This window comes from Cupriavidus oxalaticus (genome assembly GCF_016894385.1).
Classification (GTDB): Bacteria; Pseudomonadota; Gammaproteobacteria; order Burkholderiales; family Burkholderiaceae; genus Cupriavidus; species Cupriavidus oxalaticus.
On record NZ_CP069812.1, the window covers coordinates 3,063,668 to 3,081,450 of the forward strand.

Consider the following 17,783-nt stretch of genomic DNA (forward strand, 5'->3'; position numbering starts at 1 on the left):
CCAACATGCATTCCCAATCCGTCACGCCGCGCCGGCCGGAGGCGCTGTGAGCAAACCCATGAGCGAAGCCGCCAGCGAACTGCCCCGCATCCACTGGACCGAGGATGGCACCGAGCGCAGCGCCGCGTGGCGCTCCGAGGCCGGCAACCCGCCGCCGCGCCGCGTGGTGGTCGCCGACGACACCACCAGCGCCGACACCGCGTACCGGCTCGCCTGCGAGGGCACTGCCCTGCTGTGGCGCGGCGACTTCCAGAACGCCCGCCAGCTGCTCAATGCCATGGCGCGGCGCACCGAGCGCAAGCCCAAGAAGGCCAGCCGGCCGGGCCAGAAGGCCAAGGGCGCGCCCGGCTCCGCCACCGAGGCCTTCCACCTGCACCGGCTGGCGCAGTCGCAGCGCGCCCGCACGCTGGGCATGCTGCTGCTGCCGTTCGAGGCCGACCACAGCGTGCCGCTGCGCCGCGCGCCCGATGTGCGCGAAGCCTGCGAGCAGGCCTACGGTCCGGCGGGCGAGCCCTATGTGGCATCGCTGCGCGAGCTGCTGGGCATGATCGGCGCCTATGAATGGCGCAGGAAAGGCGTGGAGATTCCCGCGCTGGAAGACCGCATCCATCCCTGGTACGGCGTGTTCTCGCCGGTGCGGGGCGAGTATGTCGACCTGGTTGCCGCCGAGCCGCTGCCTTCGAAGACACTGGCCTTCGATATCGGCACCGGCACCGGCGTGCTGGCCGCGGTGCTGGCCCGGCGCGGCGTGCAGCGCATCGTCGGCACCGACCAGGACCCGCGTGCGCTGGCCTGCGCACGCGAGAACATCGGCCAGCTCGGCTACGCCGCCCAGGTCGAGATCGTGCAGGCCGACCTGTTCCCGGAAGGCCGCGCGCCGCTGGTGGTGTGCAACCCGCCGTGGGTGCCGGCCCGGCCCAGCTCGCCGGTCGAGCGCGCCGTCTACGACCCGGACAGCGCCATGCTGCGCGGCTTCCTCGATGGGCTGGCCGCGCACCTGGAACCCGGCGGCGAAGGCTGGCTGCTGCTGTCCGACCTGGCCGAGCACCTGGGCCTGCGCCCGCGCGCGCAGCTCGAAGGCTGGATCGAGGCCGCGGGGCTGAAGGTGCTGGGCCGCTCCGATATCCGCCCGCGCCATCCGCGCGCCGCCGACCCCAGCGATCCGCTGCACGCGGCGCGCTCGGCAGAGGTAACTTCGCTCTGGCGGCTGGGCGTGCGCTGACCACCGACAGCCCAAAGCCAGATGCACCTGAAATGCCCCGTCATTCCCGCGCAGGCGGGAATCCAGCGTCTTTAAAGCCGCTGGGTCCCCGCCTGCGCGGGGACGACATGTCAGACATTCAGGGCATGTCGGCACCAGGCAATCGCCGTGCATCTCCCATTGAAGTTCGGCTATCCTTCCCGTCACAAACAAGACCGGAGGAGACAAGATGCCGAAGTTGCCCCGCCTGCTGCCCAGCGCCCTGCTTGCCACCCTGCTCTGCACCAGCGCCGCCGCGCTGGCCGATATCCGCGTCGGCATCGACGTGTCCACCACCGGGCCGGCGGCCTCGATCGGCATCCCCTCCAAGAACACCGTGCTGATGTGGCCGCAGACGCTGGGCGGCCAGAAGGCGCACTACGTGATCCTGGACGACGGTTCCGACCCGGCCGCGGCGGTGCGCAACGTGCGCAAGCTGATTTCCGAGGAAAAGGTCGACGTGATCGTCGGCCCCAACATCACCCCGACCGCGCTGGCCGCGCTCGACGCCGTGTCCGAGGGCGAGACGCCGATGGTGGCGCTGGCCGCGTCGGCGTCGATCGTCGAGCCGCAGACCGACGCCAAGCGCCGCTGGGCCTTCAAGATGCCGCAGAACGACTCGCACATGGCGACCGTGCTGACGGAGTACATGAGCAACCACGGCATCAGGACGGTCGGCTTCATCGGCTTTGCCGATGCCTATGGCGAAAGCTGGTGGCGCGAGTTCTCCAGGCTGGCCGAAGTGCGCAAGATCAAGGTCGTCGCCAACGAGCGTTTCTCGCGCAACGACACCTCGGTGACCGGCCAGGTGCTCAAGCTGATGGCGGCCAACCCCGACGCGGTGCTGATCGCCGGCGCCGGCACGCCCTCGGTGCTGCCGCAGAAAACGCTGGGCGAGCGCGGCTACAAGGGCAAGGTCTACCAGACCCACGGCATCGCCACCTGGGAATTCCTGCGCATGGGCGGCAAGGACGTGGAAGGCACGCTGTTCCCGACCGGCCCGGTGGTGGTCGCGCGCCAGTTGCCCGAAAGCCACCCCGTACGCAAGGTCGCGCTGGACTTCGTCAACCGCTACGAGGGCAAGTACGGCGCCGACAGCGTGACGCAGTTCGCCGGCGACGCCTGGGGCGCGTGGCTGCTGCTGGACGACGCCGCGCGCCGCGCGCTCAAGACCGGCGCCCAGCCCGGCACGCGCGAATTCCGCGCCGCCATGCGCGACGCACTGGAATCGACCACCAATCTCACCATCCCCAACGGCGTGTTGAACCTCAACGCGAAGGACCACCAGGGCTTCGACCAGCGTTCGCGCGTGATGGGGGTGATCCGCAACGGCAAGTTCGCCTATGCGGGCGACAAGTAGCCAGCGCCCGCCGAATCCCGCATTCTGAAAGGAAGCATCGCATGACCACCACTTCCACCCCTTCCGTCACGGTTGCCTTCATCGGCCTGGGCGCCATGGGCTCGCACATGGTCCGCCACCTGCTGGCCGCCGGCCACACCGTGCGCGCCTTCGTGCGCCGCCCCGAGGCCGCCGAAGCCGCGCGCGCCATGGGTGCGGAGCCGTTCTTCACGCCCGCCGAGGCCGCGCGCGGCGCCAGCGTTGTCTTCACCAACGTAACCTCGTCCGACGACGTGCGCGAAGTGCTGCTGGGCGAGCAAGGCGCGGTCCACGGCGCGGCGCCCGGCACGGTCTGCGTCGACCACAGCACCATCTCGCCGGTGGTCACGCGCGAGATCGCCACGGCACTGGCCGCGCGCGGCCTCGAGGCGCTCGACTGCCCGGTTTCGGGCGGCACTACCGCCGCCGCATCCGGCAAGCTGACCATCATGGTCGGCGGCAAGCTCGAGGTGCTGGAACGCGTGCTGCCGCTGCTGGAGCTGCTGGGCACGACCATCACGCATATCGGCGACAACGGCGCCGGCCAGGTGGCCAAGCTGTGCAACCAGATCGCGCAGGTGGTCAATATCGAAGGCATCGCCGAAGCCATGCGCTTTGCCTCGGCGCAGCACGTCGATACCGGCCGCGTGCTGCAGGCCATGTCGACGGGCATGGCGGGCAGCCGCATGCTCGACCTGATGGGGCCCAAGATGGTGTCGCGCAATTTCGCCGCCGGCATCGAGGCGCGGCTGCACGACAAGGACTTCGGGCTGGCGCGCGCTATCGCCGAGGAAATCGGCCTGGACCTGCCGGCGATGCAGGCCACCTCGGCGCAGCTGCGCACGCTGATGGCCAACGGCTGGGGCAAGGACGATACCTCGTCGCTGCTGCGCGTGCTGGAGGGCTGAGGGCCTGCTCAGGCGCCTGTCAGGCGCAGGACGGCGCGCACCAGCGGGCTGTCGGCTTCGCCGAAGCCATCGAGCACATTGAAGTGATGACAGCCCGGCAGCACGAGATCGCTCGCCGCCGGACTGCGGACATTGGCGGGCCACGCCGCCCGCATCAGCGCATGCTGGCGGTGGTATTCGGCCGCTTCCAGCTCGCCCACCGCGAGCGACAGCGGCGCGGCGGTGGCCGGCGCCATGTACGCCGGCGACAGGCGCGCCACGTCATCCTCCGACAGCCGCAGGTCGCATTGCAGGAACGCGGCGCGGCGCAGCGGCTCCATGTCGTACAGCCCGCTGACCGAGAGCCCGCCCTTGACCAGGTCCGCGGGCAGGTCTGGCGCCAGTTGCGGCCAGCGTGCCGCCATCAGCATCGCCACCAGGTGGCCGCCGACGGAATGCCCGGCGGCGAACAGCCGCTGCGGGTCATGCCGCAGCTCGCCGGATTGCCGGTACAGCCACGCCACGCCGCGCAGCACCTGCCGCACGATGTCGGGCACCGTCACCGATGGCACCAGCGAATAATTGACCACGGCCACCGACACACCCAGCGCCGGCAGCACGCTGGCGACGAAACTGTGGTCGCGCTTGTCCAGCGCGCGGTAGTAGCCGCCGTGGACGAACACCAGCAGCGGCGGCGCCGCGCCGTCATCGGCCGGCGCCGTCGCCGGGAAATAATCCAGCGTCTCATCCTGCGGATGCCGCGAACCCGCATCGGCATAGACCAGGTCCGCGACAAAGCCACCGCGCTCGCGCACCTGCGCCGACCATTCACCCCAGCGCGCCATATGCGCCGGGTTGTCCGGCACATTGGCGCGGTTGTTGTATTCGCGGTCGTAGAAGACGGGGTCCTGCGAGGGCAGGCTGGCAAGGCTCGCCAGCGAGGCTTGGTCGGTCATGGCGGTCGGTGGGTGCGGGGTCGGGACTGGTTTCGCGCGGGCGTCGGTGATGCACGCGGTGACGGCGATGCTAACCGCAATCGCCATGCACAAGTTATCCGGACCATTCCCATCGCCACGGCGGCCGGTTGTCGGTCGGGGCGAATTGCGGCATAATCGCCGGCTCAGCCCGGCATCGGTTCCGATGCCGTCACACCTGCCCGGGTGGTGAAACAGGTAGACGCAGGGGACTCAAAATCCCCCGCCGCAAGGCGTGTCGGTTCGAGTCCGACCCCGGGCACCAGATTTCCTCCAAAGCAATTAGCCGTCCACATGATGGGCGGCTCGGGCTCATGCTCAAACCTCGATTTCGTCGAGCTTGTGCGTCTTCAGCCAATCGCGCACCAATACGTTGAGCCGAGTTTGCCAACGAGGCCCGCTCGCCTTCAGGGCTTCCAGGACATCGTCATCGAGACGCACAGTGGTGGCCGTCTTCGTGGTACCGCGCGGACGGCCGCGCCCTCGTTTGACGACCTTGTCGCCCTTCAGCAAGTCGGCCTGCTTGAAAAATTCGTCCGTCAGCTCCGGCGCGTCATCGGGATCAACCCAGGTAGTGGAGGTATCGCGCTTGTTCCCGTTCATTGGCTTTCCTCATGCTGATGATGCGGCGCGCTTCGCCGCGCGTCGTCCATACCATGACGACCATGCGGCCATCCAGCGTTCCGACAGTGATATAGCGGGGCTCGGGATAGCGTTCCCGTGTGTCTTCGCCCGTGAAATGGGTGCCTGCGAAGACTTCGGCGGCCCGAGCAGAATCGAGCCCGCGCTCGCCAAGGGTCTTGTCGCGCTTGGCGGGATCGAATTCATTGATCACGGTATTAATTGTACTTACAAATATTAGGGGCAGGCAACAGTATTTTTGTACGTACGAAATTAGCTCTACATCACCGGCCAACTACCTCACACCGCTTCTACCCTCGATTTCTTCCGGCTGAAGGTTGAAGGGGTGTCGGACAGCGCCCACTGGTGCCCATGCGCCTGGCTTCATATCCTATGGGCATTGCGACCCGTCAACCGGAGCCACCATGAGCCGACTGACCCTCCCCGCCCTGGCCTGCGCCACCCTCCTGGCCGGCTGCGCCGGTGCCAATGTGGAAAACCTGACCCAGGCCGGCGGCAGCCTGTTCACCGCGGCCACGCTCTCGGACACCAACGTCAAGACGCTGTCCGACCAGTCGTGCGCGGAAATGGACCAGAAGAACACCATCGCGCCGCCCGACAGCACCTATGCCAAACGGCTCGCGAACGTGATGAGCGGCCTTGGCAATACCGGGCTGCCGCTCAATGCCAAGGTCTACGTGACCAAGGACATCAATGCGTGGGCCATGGCCAACGGCTGCGTGCGCGTGTACAGCGGGCTGATGGACTTCCTCAGCGACGACGAGGTGCGCGGCGTGGTCGGACACGAGATCGGCCATGTGGCGCTGGGCCACACCAAGGCGGCGATGCAGGTGGCCTACACCACCGCCGCGGCGCGCGGCCTGCTGGGATCTACCGGCATCGCGTCGCTGACCGCGCTGTCGTCGTCGCAGATCGGGGACCTGGCGGAGACGTTCGTCAATGCGCAGTTCTCGCAGCGCCAGGAGACGGCTGCGGACGACTACTCCTTCAACCTGCTGACCAAGAACGGCGCCAACCGGCAGGCGCTGGCGTCGGCGTTCCGCAAGATGTCGCAGCTGGACGGCGGGCAGTCGAGCATGCTCAGCACGCACCCCGGTTCACTGGAGCGCGCCAAGCATATCGAAGATCGCCTCGCCGGCGGGCGCTGAGCGCACCGCATTCTTTTGCGGCCGCCGCCCCCCGTTCGGGGGACGCGGCCGCTCCCCGCGTACCTCCCTCCAGACATCGCACACGTCATGCGCAATGCCGCGCGCATTCGCCGCGCGCGGAATGTTGACAGCGTTTAATTCAGCCCCAAAAGCTTTCAATATGCCGGCCCGAAACCGGCGGGGATAATGCCTCACGCTGCATTTGCCGGTCGATGCAGGTGCAGATACCAATGCGCGCTGCAGATGCGGCCGCGGCCCCGGCGCCGTGTCCGCGCGGCGGCCCGCGTGGCATCGCAGTCATTGTCTTTCCCGCCCCGAGGACACGCCGCCGCGCCATGGAAATGCTCTCCGCCCTGCTCGCAGGGCAGCCAGAAATCGCACTGTTCCTTGCGCTCGCGGTTGGTCATGCGATCGGCGCGATTCGCTTCGGCCCGTTCCAGCTTGGCGGCATCTGCGGGACGCTGGTCGCCGCGCTGGTGATCGGGCAGTCCGGCGCGCATCTCGACAACGACGTCAAGAACGTGGCCTTTGCCGTGTTCATCTTTGCGCTGGGCTTCACCGGCGGTCCGCAGTTCTTTGCCAATGTCGGGCGCGAATGGCGCATCGGCCTGCTGTCGCTGGTGGAAGTATTCGTGCTGCTGGCGCTGCTGGCCATCGCGGTACCGCTGCTGCGGCTGGACCAGGGCACGGCGGCAGGATTGCTGGCCGGTGCCGCCACTGAATCGGCGGTCATCGGCACCGCTTCCGAGGCGATCGCACGGCTCGGCGTCCCGGCCGAGCAGGTGCGCGTGCTGCAGACCAATATCGTCACCGCGTACAGCGTGACCTACCTGTTTGGCCTGGTGTCGATCGTGCTGTTCACCAGCCAGCTCGCGCCATGGCTGCTGCGCGTGAACCTGCGCGAATCCGCCGCGCAGCTGTGGCAAAAGCTCGGCGGCGAAAACGACATGGGCGACGGCCAGCACAGCGCGCTGCCGCTGCTGGTGGGCCGCCTGCTGCGCGTCGAACGGATCGTGGGCAAGACCGTCATCGATGCCGAACGGACCGTGCAGCTTGGCGTCACCATTCGCCGCATCCGCCGCGGCGGCGACACCTTCCGGCCGGCGCCGGCCGAAATCCTGCGCGACGGCGACGTGATCCTCGCCGTGGGCCGGCGCGACGCGATGGTCGACTTCGCGCGCAACGTCGGCACCGAGCTGCCCGACGAACCCGGCATGGATGCCGTGCAGGCCGAGCAGGACGTGCTGCTCACCCGCAAGGAAGTCGCCGGCCTGTCGCTGGCGCGGCTGCGCCAGGTGGCCGACGTCGGGCTGGCGCGCGGCGTCTACATCCAGCGCATCACGCGCATGGCGCATCGCATTCCACCGCTTGCCGGCACCGTGCTGCGCCGGGGCGACGTGCTGACGCTGAGCGGGCCACAGGAAGCCGTGCAGCGCGTGGTGCCGGAGCTGGGCTACCCGGTCACGCCGACGGTCAAGACCGACTTTGTGTTCCTCGGCATCGGCGTGCTGCTGGGCATGCTGCTCGGCGCGCTCAGCGTGAAGGTGGGCCAGGCCGACCTGACCCTGGGCACCGGCGGCGGCTGCCTGGTATCGGGACTGATCTTCGGCTGGCTGCGCGCACGCGCACCGGTGGTGGGCTCGCTGCCGTCGCCGGCGGCGGAGATCCTCAAGGATTTCGGGCTGGCCACGTTCATTGCGGCGGTGGGCCTGTCCGCAGGGCCGGACGCGGTCAAGCTCGTGCGCGAATACGGATTGATCCTGCCGGTGGCCGGCGTCCTGGTCTCGGTGGTGCCCGCTGCGATCTCGCTGGCGCTCGGCCACTGGTGGCTCAGGCTGGAAACCCCGATCCTGCTCGGCGCGGTCGCCGGCCAGCATTGCAGCACGCCGACCATCATGGCGCTCACCAACGCCGCCGGCAACGGCACGCCGGTGATCGGCTACACCATCACCTATGCCATTTCCAACGTGCTGCTGCCGCTGCTCGGCCCCATCGCGGTGGCAATGGCCGGCGCGCTGGCGCGCTAGCCGGACCGATGCCAGCGCGCACCCCGCTGACCGATCACCATCCCCCCAAGACGATGCAACGCCTCTACCAACCCGCATCACTCGCTTCAGGAGCCTTCGATGGAATGGCTGCATGACATCTTCCAGAAGTCGCCCGAGTCGGCGCTCTTCCTCTCTTTGGCGGTCGGCTACGCCATCGGCAAGATTACCTTCGGGCGCTTCCAGCTCGGCGGCGTGGCCGGCTCGCTGCTCGCCGCGGTGGTGATCAGTCAAGTCGGCGTCGAAATCGACAACGGCGTCAAGGCCGTGATGTTCGCAGTCTTTATCTATGCGGTCGGCTACGAGAGCGGCCCGCAGTTCTTCAACTCGCTGAACCGCAGCTCGCTGCGCGAGATCGCGATGGCGGTCTTCATGGCGGCGTGCGGCCTGGTCACGGTGGTGGTGCTGGCCAAGCTGTTCCATCTCGACAAGGGCCTGGCCGCGGGGCTGGCCGCCGGCGGCATGACGCAGTCGGCGATCATCGGCACGGCGGGCGACGCCATCACCAAGCTGGGCCTGCCGCCCGACCAGGTCAAGACGCTGCAGGCCAACGTGGCGATCGGCTATGCCGTGACCTACGTGTTCGGCTCGCTCGGCGCGATCATCGTCTGCGTGAACATCCTGCCGCGCTTCATGAAGTCGGACCTGAAGACCGACGCCAAGAAGGTCGAGGCGCAGCTGCACGGCGGCCTGCCGCAGTTCGGCCCGGGCCAGCGCGGCGCGCTGCCGCGCCTGGTGGGCCGGCTGTACCGCGTGAACGATGCCTCCGGCAAGACCGTCTCGCAACTGGAGATCGGCGGCGAGGACCTGGTCACCGTGGAAAAGGTGCAGCGCGGCGGCAAGCAGATTGAAGTCACGCAGGACCTCGTGCTGCAGCACGACGACTTGGTACTACTGGTCGGCCGCCGCGATGCGATCGTGCCGGCGGCCGCGCTGATCGGGGCAGAAGTGGCCGACGCCGACGGCATGGGCGCGGTCATGCAGTCGCGCAACGTGGTGTTCACCGCCAAGGGCATGAACAACAAGACCGTGGCCGAGATCGTCGACATGGTCGGGCGCGACATGCGCCACGGCGTCTATATCGAGCGCATCGAGCGCTATGACCACCCGCTGCCGCTGCTGCCCGAACTGAAGCTGCAGCATGGCGACATCCTCACGCTGTATGGCACCCCCGCCGACACCAGGCGCGCGGCCGAGATGGCCGGCTACGAGCTGGTGCCCAGCGAGAAGACGGACTTCGTCTACTTCGGCGCCGGCGTGCTGGTGGGCCTGCTGATCGGCCTGCTGGTCTGGCGCATCGGCTCGATCCCGCTGACGCTGGGCGCGGGCGGCGGCGCGCTGCTGTCGGGCCTGGTGTTCGGCTGGGCGCGGTCCAAGCACAAGATGTTCGGCGCCATGCCGACCGCGGCGTGCCAGTTGCTGAAGGACTTCGGGCTGGCCGCGTTCGTCGCCATCGTCGGCATCAACTCAGGCTTGCAGGCCGTGTCGACGCTGCGCCAGAGCGGGCTGACCATCTTCATCCTGGGCGCGGTGGTGACACTGCTGCCGCTGTTCCTGACGATGCTGTTCGGCCGCTACGTGCTCAGGTATGACAACGCCGCGCTGCTGGCCGGCGCGCTGGCCGGGTCGCGCAGTGCCAACCCGGCCTTCGGCGGCATCCTCGACAAGGCCGAAAGCCCGGTGCCGACCGTTCCCTTCGCCATCACCTACGCCCTCGCCAACGTGCTGCTGACCCTGCTGGGGCCGCTGGTGGTGGGCCTCGTATAGCCCTTCCCTGCTTTTCACGCTGCGCGGGCCGCCACCTGACATCCCAACCCGCCAACGCAATCCGACAAGCGTCTACACAGGAGCAAGACATGAGCAAACCCGATATCTCCAAGCTGGCCAGCCTGTCCCCGTTCGAGCTGAAGGACGAGCTGATCAAGCTTGCCAGCAGCGACGCCGAACGCCTGATGCTCAACGCCGGCCGCGGCAATCCCAACTTCCTCGCCACCGTGCCGCGCCATGGCTTCTGGCAGCTTGGCCTGTTCGCCATGCGTGAATCGGAGCGTTCGTTCTCGTACATGCCCGAAGGCGTGGGCGGCTTTCCGCGCCGCGATGGCATCGAGGAGCGCTTCGACCTGTTCGCGCGCGAATTTGCCGACACCCCGGGCGTGAAATTCCTGGCCGGCGCGGTGTCGTACGTGCGCGACCAGCTCGGCCTGAACGCCGGCGACTTCCTCTACGAGATGTGCGAGGGCATCCTCGCCTGCAACTATCCGGTGCCGGACCGCATGCTGAAGCTGTCCGAGACCATCGTCGGCCAGTACATCCGCAAGGAGATGATCGGCGACCATCCGTTCATCGGCGAGTTCGATCTGTTCGCGGTCGAAGGCGGCACCGCGGCGATGACGTACCTGTTCAACACCATCCGCGAGAACCACCTGCTCAAGGCCGGCGACACCATCGCGCTGGGCATGCCGATCTTCACGCCGTATATCGAGATCCCCGAGCTGAACGACTACCAGCTGGTAGAGCTGTCCGTCGACGCCGACCCCGAATCGCGCTGGCAATACTCGAAGAAGGAACTGGACAAGCTGCGCGACCCCAAGGTCAAGGCCTTCTTCCTGGTCAACCCGAGCAACCCGCCATCGGTGCGCATGAGCGACGAGAGCCTGGAATACCTGGCCTCGATCATCGAAGAGCGCCCCGACCTGATCATCCTGACCGATGATGTCTACGGCACCTTTGCCGACAACTTTGTCTCGCTGTTCGCGATGTGCCCGAGGAACACCATCCTGGTGTATTCCTTCTCCAAGTACTTCGGCGCGACCGGCTGGCGCCTGGGCGTGATCGCCACGCACCGCGACAATATCTTCGACCAGCAGATCGGCAAGCTGCCCGACGCGCAGCGCCAGCAGCTGCACAAGCGTTACAGCTCGATCACCACCGAGCCGGAGAAGCTCAAGTTCATCGATCGCCTGGTCGCCGACAGCCGCACCGTGGCGCTGAACCACACAGCCGGCCTGTCGACGCCGCAGCAGGTGCAGATGGTGCTGTTCTCGCTGTTCTCGCTGATGGATACGCCGGACAACTACAAGAACGCGATGAAGCGGCTGATCCGCAGCCGCAAGGCCGCGCTGTACCGTGAGATCGGCATTGCGCCGGAGAGCGACGACCCGAACGCGGTCGACTACTACACGCTGCTCGATATCGAACAGCTCGGCGGCAAGGCGATCGGGCCGGAATTCGTCAAATGGGTGATGGAGGCGGTCGAGCCCAACGAGCTGCTGTTCGAGCTGGCCGACGAGGCTGGCGTGGTGTTGCTGCCGGGCCGCGGCTTCGGTACGCGGCATCCGTCTGGACGGGTGTCGCTGGCCAACCTCAATGAAGCGGACTACGCCAAGATCGGCCGCGCGATCCGCAAGCTGTTCGAGGAGTATGTGGAGAAGTACAACGCTGCGACGGGGAGCAAGGCGAACAAGAACGTCGTGAAGAAGTAAGCCTTCGTTGGCGTGCGCTGAGGCCCGGCATGATGCCGGGCCTTTTTTGGGCGTTGCGCCTTACCGCGATTCGACGAAGGCGAGCAGCGTGGCCAGCATGCCTTGCAGCGCCGGCTGCAACCCCGCCGCGCGCGCCTCGTCATAGGCGAACGGATACGTCTCGCTCATATACGCACATTGCGACAGCTCGAGCTGCACCGCATGCACCCCATCCTGCGGCTTGCCGTACTGGCGCGTGATATAGCCGCCCTTGAAGCGCCCGTTCAGCACCGCGGTATGGCCGGGCACCGCGCTGGCCTGCTCGAGCAGCTGGTTCGCCAGCCCCGCGTCGCAGCTCTCGCCATTGGCCGTGCCGAGGTTGAAATCCGGCAGCCTGCCTTCGAAGAAGCGCGGCAACACCGAGCGGATCGAATGCGCATCCCACAGCGCCACGGTGCCGTGCGCGGCCTTCAGGCGCGCCAGCTCTGCAGCCAGCGCCTCATGGTAGGGACGCCAGATCGCTTCGCGGCGCGCGGCGATTTCCGCGTCGTCGGGACCGTTGCTGCCATCGGCGTACAGCGCCGTCTTGTCGAAGGTATCGACCGGGCACAGGCCGGTGGTGTCCTGGCCGGGATACAGGTTGGCATTGTCGGGCGGGCGGTTCAGGTCGACCACGTAGCGGGAATGCGTGGCAACCAGCACCGACGCGCCGAGTTCGCGGGCAAAGCCGTAGAGGCGTTCCAGGTGCCAGTCGGTATCGGGCACGGTGCGCGCCTCGGCAGTCAGGCGCTGCGCGACCGCAGCCGGCACGTGCGTGCCGACGTGCGGCATCGATACCAGCAGCGGGCGCGTGCCGCGATGCAGGGTGAAGGCGGGGATATCGGTGGAGAAGGACATGTTCTGTGCAATGCGTTGGGCGGTGTCCGAATTTTTCGCGTATTGGCCGGGCCTAATCAGCCAGCAGGCTGGCACGCGCGGCGATGAACTGCCGGGCCGCTTCGGCCTGCAGCGCATGCGCGCCATGCTGCACGCGGCTGCGGCCGGCGGTGCGGACCTCCGCTAGTGTCTCATGACCGTGGTTGGCGAACACATGGGTGGCCAGCGCCTGCGCGCCGTCGAGGCCGGCCAGCGTCGGGTGCGCGCCGTCCAGCACCACGAAGTCCGCCTGCTGGCCAGGCGCCAGCCCGGCCGCGGCGCGGCCGCTGGCGCGTGCGCCGCCTGCCACGGCTTCGAGATAGAGGCGGTCGGCCACCTGCAGGTGGGTATCCGAGGCCAGCACGTTGCGCTGCTGCAGGCCGAGCCGCTGGCCGTACTCGAACAGGCGCAGTTCCTCGGCCACGCTGACGCTGGCATGGCTGTCCGAGCCGATGCCCCACGCGCCGTGCTGCGCGAGGTACGGCGCCGCCTCGAACACGCCGTCGCCGAGGTTCGCTTCGGTGGTCGCGCAGATGCCGGCCACGGCGCCGCTGTGCGCGAGGCGCCGGCGCTCGTCCCAGTCCATGTGCGTGGCGTGCACCAGGCACCAGCGCGCGTCGACGTCGACATGATCGAACAGCCATGTCACCGGGCGCGTGCCGGACCAGGCGATGCAGTCGTCCACTTCGCGCTGCTGCTCGGCGATGTGGATATGGACCGGCGCCCGCGCGTCGATCGCCTTCAGCCCCGCCAGCGCATGCAGCAGGCTGTCTTCGGGCACCGCGCGCAGCGAATGCGGCGCCAGGCCGAGACGCGCGCCGGCCTGCGCGCACGCGGGCGACAGCCGCTCCAGCAGCCGCAGCATGGCGTCGGTGTCGTGCAAGAAGCGGCGCTGCTCGGCCAGCGGCGGCTTGCCGCCGAAGCCGGCGGTCTGGTACAGCACCGGCAGCAGGGTCATGCCGATGCCGGTGCGCTGCGCCGCGCGCAGCAGCCGCAGCGACATCTCGGCGGCATCGGCGTAGGGCTTGCCGTTGGCATCGTGGTGGACGTAGTGGAACTCGCACACGCTGGTGTAGCCCGCGCGCAGCATCTCGATGTAGAGCTGCGTGGCGATGGCTTCCAGCGTGTCGGGCGAGATCCGCTGCGCGAAACGGTACATCAGCGTGCGCCAGCTCCAGAACGAATCGGCGCCGGCCGGGTTGTCGCCATGCGGGCGGCTGCGGTATTCGGTCAGCCCGGCAAAGCCGCGCTGGAATGCGTGCGAATGCAGGTTGGGCATGCCCGGCAGCACCGGGCCCGCGGCGTGCGGCACGTCGGCACTTGCGGCGGCACCGGCCTGCACGGTGGTCAGGCGGCCCTGGTCGTCCCAGGCGAGCAGCACATCGCGCGCCCAGCCTTCGGGCAGCAGGGCCCAGTCTGCGAACAACTGCGATGCGCTCATGGCTGTCCCTCCGCTTGCGTCGGATATACGCGCCCTTGACGCACGACCGTCGCGGCGGGGTTGCGGCCGAACCAGTACGCTAGCTCCGCCGGCGAATCGACGCGCCAGAGCACGAAGTCGGCCCCGCGCCCCGCTTCCAGCTTGCCGTGACGATCCGATGCGCCCAGCGCACGCGCCGCATGCAGGGTCACCCCCGCCAGCGCTTCGGGCACCGTCAGGCGGAACAGCGTGCAGGCCATATTCATCATCAGCAGCAGCGACGTCACCGGCGACGTGCCGGGGTTGTGGTCGGTCGAGATCGCCATCGGCACGCCGTACTGGCGCAGCAGCGCGATCGGCGGCAGGTTGGTGTCGCGCAGGAAATAGTAGGCGCCGGGCAGCAGCACCGCGACCGTGCCGGCTTCCGCCATTGCGGCCACGCCGGCCTCGTCGAGATGTTCGAGGTGGTCCGCCGACAGCGCGCGATGGCGCGCGGCCAGCGCCGCGCCGCCGAGGTTGCTGAGCTGCTCGGCGTGCAGCTTGACGCGCAGGCCATGGCGCGCGGCGGCGTCGAAGACGCGTTCGGTCTGCGCGATCGAGAAACCGATCGATTCGCAGAAGGCATCGACGGCGTCGACCAGCCCTTCTTCGGCCAGCGCCGGCAGCATGGTGCCGCACACCAGGTCGATGTAGTCATCGGCGCGGCCCGCGTACTCGGGCGGCAGCGCGTGCGCGCCGAGGAAGGTGGTGCGCACCGCGACGCCGAACTGCTCGCCGAGACGGCGCGCCACGCGCAACTGCTTGCGCTCGGCTTCCAGGCTGAGTCCATAGCCGGACTTGATCTCGATGGCAGTCACGCCTTCGGCGAGCAGCGGTTGCAGGCGCGCGGCGGCCTGCGCGAACAGCGTGTCTTCGTCGGCGGCGCGGGTGGCGCGCACGGTCGAGACGATGCCGCCGCCGGCGCGCGCGATTTCTTCATAGCCGGCACCGGCCAGCCGCATCGCGAACTCGTCGGCGCGCTGGCCGCCGTAGACCAGGTGCGTGTGGCAATCGACCAGTCCCGGCGTGATCCAGGCGCCGTGGGCGTCGCGGCGCGGCAGGTCGCGGTGAACCTGTGGCAATTCTGCCGCGGCGCCAAGCCAGGCAATGCGGCCGTGCTCGACCACGAGCGCGGCATCGCGGATGGCGCGCGCCGGGTCGGCGTCGGGCAACAGGTGGCAGTTGTGCCAGACACCGTCGGCGCTGGCGGCATTGGCTGCACTGGCGGTGCCAGGTACGGAAGGCAGCGTCATTGGTCGGACTCCATTTCCAGCGTGACACACAGACACAGCGCTTCATCGGCCGCATCATCGGCGCCTGGCGCGAAGACTTGCCGGCCAGCGGGTTCGCCGGCGGGATACAGCACGCCCTGCCCCGCGTCCAGCGCTACGGCCGGCTGCGCGTCCTGCGCCAGCCAGGTGCCGGACACGGCAAGCAGGCAAACAGTATCGGCACCGGTGCCGACGGCAAACCCCTGGCGGAAGGCGTCGACGCGCGCGCGGCAGCGGCCACGTCGTGTCATCACGTTGAAGTCGCGCGTGGCGCCATCGAGCAGCGCGGCCTGCAGGCCGATGTCGCCCGAGAAGGCAAACGGTGCGCCCGGCTGGACCAGCCGGTGGCTGAAGCTGCCGTCGTCGGCGCGCAGCATCACGCCGGCGCCGTCGAGCAGCACGATCTGCCGATCGATGCCGGGGAAAGCGGAGAACGGGCCATCGGCTTCGATATCGGCCACGCTCAGCCGCCACACGAAGTCATCCATGCCGGCACCCGGCGGCCACACCGCGATCTCGCGCGTGTTGCCGCCGCCGTTCTTCCAGCGCGTCGGGTCGATGCCCGCGAGCGTGAAAGTCCTCATACGCCCTTCACCATCGGCAGGTTCAGGCCCTTCTCATGCGCGCATTCGATGGCGATGTCATAGCCCGCATCGGCATGGCGCATCACGCCGGTGGCCGGATCGTTCCACAGCACGCGCTCGATGCGTTTAGCTGCTGCATCGGTGCCATCGCAGACAATCACCACGCCGGAGTGTTGCGAGAAGCCCATGCCCACGCCGCCGCCGTGATGCAGGCTGACCCAGGTGGCGCCGCCGGCGGTATTGAGCAGCGCGTTCAGCAGCGGCCAGTCGGACACGGCGTCGGAACCGTCGCGCATCGCTTCGGTCTCGCGGTTGGGCGACGCCACCGAGCCGCAATCCAGATGGTCGCGGCCGATCACCACCGGCGCCTTCAGCTCGCCGGACTTCACCATCTCGTTGAAGGCCAGGCCGGCGCGGTGGCGCTCGTCCAGGCCCACCCAGCAGATGCGCGCCGGCAGGCCCTGGAAGGCGATGCGGTCGTGCGCCATGTCGAGCCAGCGGTGCAGGTGCTTGTCCTCGGGGAACAGCTCCTTCATCTTGGCGTCGGTCTTGTAGATATCCTCGGGATCGCCCGACAGCGCGACCCAGCGGAACGGGCCCTTGCCGCGGCAGAACAGCGGGCGGATATAGGCCGGCACGAAGCCCGGGAAATCGAAGGCATTGTGCACGCCCTCATCGAACGCGACCTGGCGGATGTTGTTGCCGTAGTCCACCGTCGGCACGCCCAGCTTCTGGAAGTCGAGCATGGCTTGCACGTGCTTGACGATTGAAGGACGCGCGGCGGCTTCGACCGACTTGGGATCGCGCTTGCGTGCGTCTTCCCACTGCTCGACCGTCCAGCCTTGCGGCAGGTAGCCGTTGACCAGGTCGTGCGCCGAGGTCTGGTCGGTAACGATATGCGGACGCATGCCGCCGGCCTGCGCGCGCTTGGCGAGCTCCGGCACGATGTCGGCGGCGTTGCCGAGCAGGCCGACCGAGATCGCTTCCTTCTTGGCCGTGGCCTCGGCGATCATCGCCAGCGCCTCGTCCAGCGTGGTGGCCTTCTTGTCGAGATAGCGCGTGCGGATGCGGAAGTCGATGCGCGATTCCTGGCACTCGATCGCCAGCACGCAGGCACCCGCGAGCACGCCGGCCAGCGGCTGCGCGCCGCCCATGCCGCCGAGGCCGGCGGTCAGGATCCATTTGCCCGACAGGTCGCCGTCGTAGTGCTGGCGGCCGGCTTCGACAAAGGTCTCGTACGTGCCCTGCACGATGCCCTGCGTGCCGATGTAGATCCAGGAGCCCGCGGTCATCTGGCCGTACATCATCAGGCCGGCGCGGTCCAGTTCATTGAACTTGTCCCAGGTGGCCCAGTGCGGCACCAGGTTCGAGTTGGCGATCAGCACGCGCGGCGCGTCCGCGTGCGTGCGGAACACGCCGACCGGCTTGCCCGACTGCACCAGCAGCGACTCGTCCTCGCCCAGGCGGCGCAGGCTGTCGAGGATGGCGTCGAAGCATTCCCAGTTGCGCGCGGCCTTGCCGATGCCTCCGTACACCACCAGGTCCTGCGGGCGCTCGGCCACGTCGGGGTCCAGGTTGTTCTGGATCATGCGGTAGGCGGCTTCGATCAGCCAGTTCTTGCAGTGCAGCTGGGTGCCGCGCGGCGCGCGGATTTCGCGCTGGCCGCGCTGGAGGGATTGGGATTCGGGAGCGTTCATGGGATTGTTCTCCTTTGGATGGCGCTTGTGGCGCGATCAGATTGGTGTCAAGGCTTTGGTACGTCGTCGGCTTTCGGATACG

At 68.2% G+C, this 17,783-nt stretch carries 15 protein-coding genes and 1 tRNA gene; 8 read left to right on the forward strand and 8 right to left on the reverse strand.

The window, feature by feature from the left end; genetic code table 11:
* Window positions 1-58: 58 nt before the first annotated feature.
* The 3 genes from JTE92_RS26545 to JTE92_RS26555 all read left to right on the forward strand — a co-directional run bounded on the left by JTE92_RS26545 (window position 59) and on the right by JTE92_RS26555 (window position 3,526).
* On the forward strand, window positions 59-1,222 hold the full coding sequence (locus tag JTE92_RS26545) for a methyltransferase (protein ID WP_063240159.1): 1,164 nt from the start codon (window positions 59-61) through the stop codon (window positions 1,220-1,222).
* A 208-nt stretch (window positions 1,223-1,430) separates the two neighbouring features.
* On the forward strand, window positions 1,431-2,600 hold the full coding sequence (locus tag JTE92_RS26550) for an ABC transporter substrate-binding protein (RefSeq protein WP_063240160.1): 1,170 nt from the start codon (window positions 1,431-1,433) through the stop codon (window positions 2,598-2,600).
* 41 nt (window positions 2,601-2,641) lie between these two features.
* Window positions 2,642-3,526 (forward strand): NAD(P)-dependent oxidoreductase, encoded by an 885-nt coding sequence (locus JTE92_RS26555; protein ID WP_063240161.1) that lies wholly within the window; start codon window positions 2,642-2,644, stop codon window positions 3,524-3,526.
* Between the two features lie 8 nt (window positions 3,527-3,534).
* Here JTE92_RS26555 and JTE92_RS26560 read toward each other — a convergent pair whose 3' ends face one another.
* A complete protein-coding gene (locus JTE92_RS26560) occupies window positions 3,535-4,461 on the reverse strand; it encodes an alpha/beta hydrolase (RefSeq protein WP_063240252.1) in 927 nt (308 codons plus the stop codon).
* A 198-nt stretch (window positions 4,462-4,659) separates the two neighbouring features.
* On the opposite strand from JTE92_RS26560, the gene JTE92_RS26565 reads away from it, so the two are divergent.
* Window positions 4,660-4,744, forward strand: a tRNA-Leu gene (locus JTE92_RS26565).
* Between the two features lie 53 nt (window positions 4,745-4,797).
* On the opposite strand, the gene JTE92_RS26570 is transcribed toward JTE92_RS26565, so the two are convergent.
* Complete coding sequence (locus tag JTE92_RS26570; RefSeq protein WP_063240162.1) at window positions 4,798-5,082, reverse strand: BrnA antitoxin family protein; 285 nt, start codon at window positions 5,080-5,082, stop codon at window positions 4,798-4,800.
* The gene (locus JTE92_RS26575) at window positions 5,042-5,314 is read right to left on the reverse strand and encodes a BrnT family toxin (protein WP_084254686.1); all 273 of its coding nucleotides are present in this window, start codon (window positions 5,312-5,314) and stop codon (window positions 5,042-5,044) included. Before JTE92_RS26575 ends, JTE92_RS26570 begins: the two co-directional genes overlap by 41 nt.
* Before the next feature lie 211 nt (window positions 5,315-5,525).
* Here JTE92_RS26575 and loiP point away from each other — a divergent pair, with 211 nt between their 5' ends.
* The 4 genes from loiP to JTE92_RS26595 all read left to right on the forward strand — a co-directional run bounded on the left by loiP (window position 5,526) and on the right by JTE92_RS26595 (window position 11,796).
* The gene (gene loiP / locus JTE92_RS26580; RefSeq protein WP_063240163.1) at window positions 5,526-6,269 is read left to right on the forward strand and encodes a metalloprotease LoiP; all 744 of its coding nucleotides are present in this window, start codon (window positions 5,526-5,528) and stop codon (window positions 6,267-6,269) included.
* Between the two features lie 341 nt (window positions 6,270-6,610).
* Window positions 6,611-8,296 (forward strand): aspartate-alanine antiporter, encoded by a 1,686-nt coding sequence (gene aspT, locus JTE92_RS26585; RefSeq protein WP_063240253.1) that lies wholly within the window; start codon window positions 6,611-6,613, stop codon window positions 8,294-8,296.
* Between the two features lie 99 nt (window positions 8,297-8,395).
* On the forward strand, window positions 8,396-10,081 hold the full coding sequence (gene aspT, locus JTE92_RS26590; protein WP_063240164.1) for an aspartate-alanine antiporter: 1,686 nt from the start codon (window positions 8,396-8,398) through the stop codon (window positions 10,079-10,081).
* 89 nt (window positions 10,082-10,170) lie between these two features.
* Entirely contained in the window at window positions 10,171-11,796 is a 1,626-nt protein-coding gene (locus JTE92_RS26595) for a bifunctional aspartate transaminase/aspartate 4-decarboxylase (protein WP_063240165.1), read from the forward strand.
* 60 nt (window positions 11,797-11,856) lie between these two features.
* On the opposite strand, the gene hutG is transcribed toward JTE92_RS26595, so the two are convergent.
* Genes hutG through hutU form a run of 5 tightly spaced genes read right to left on the reverse strand, consistent with a single transcriptional unit; the run spans window position 11,857 to window position 17,701 of the window.
* Entirely contained in the window at window positions 11,857-12,672 is an 816-nt protein-coding gene (gene hutG, locus JTE92_RS26600) for an N-formylglutamate deformylase (RefSeq protein WP_063240166.1), read from the reverse strand.
* Window positions 12,673-12,724: 52 nt separating this feature from the next.
* Window positions 12,725-14,131, reverse strand: a complete 1,407-nt coding sequence (locus JTE92_RS26605; RefSeq protein ID WP_063240167.1) for a formimidoylglutamate deiminase — start codon at window positions 14,129-14,131, stop codon at window positions 12,725-12,727.
* Window positions 14,128-15,402 carry an imidazolonepropionase gene (gene hutI / locus JTE92_RS26610; RefSeq protein WP_063240168.1) on the reverse strand — a complete coding sequence of 425 codons (1,275 nt, stop codon included), beginning with the start codon at window positions 15,400-15,402 and terminating at the stop codon, window positions 14,128-14,130. The genes JTE92_RS26605 and hutI overlap by 4 nt, the downstream gene beginning before the upstream one ends.
* A complete protein-coding gene (locus JTE92_RS26615; protein ID WP_063240169.1) occupies window positions 15,399-16,004 on the reverse strand; it encodes a HutD/Ves family protein in 606 nt (201 codons plus the stop codon). The genes hutI and JTE92_RS26615 overlap by 4 nt, the downstream gene beginning before the upstream one ends.
* The gene (gene hutU, locus JTE92_RS26620) at window positions 16,001-17,701 is read right to left on the reverse strand and encodes a urocanate hydratase (RefSeq protein WP_063240170.1); all 1,701 of its coding nucleotides are present in this window, start codon (window positions 17,699-17,701) and stop codon (window positions 16,001-16,003) included. The genes JTE92_RS26615 and hutU overlap by 4 nt, the downstream gene beginning before the upstream one ends.
* Window positions 17,702-17,783 lie beyond the last annotated feature (82 nt).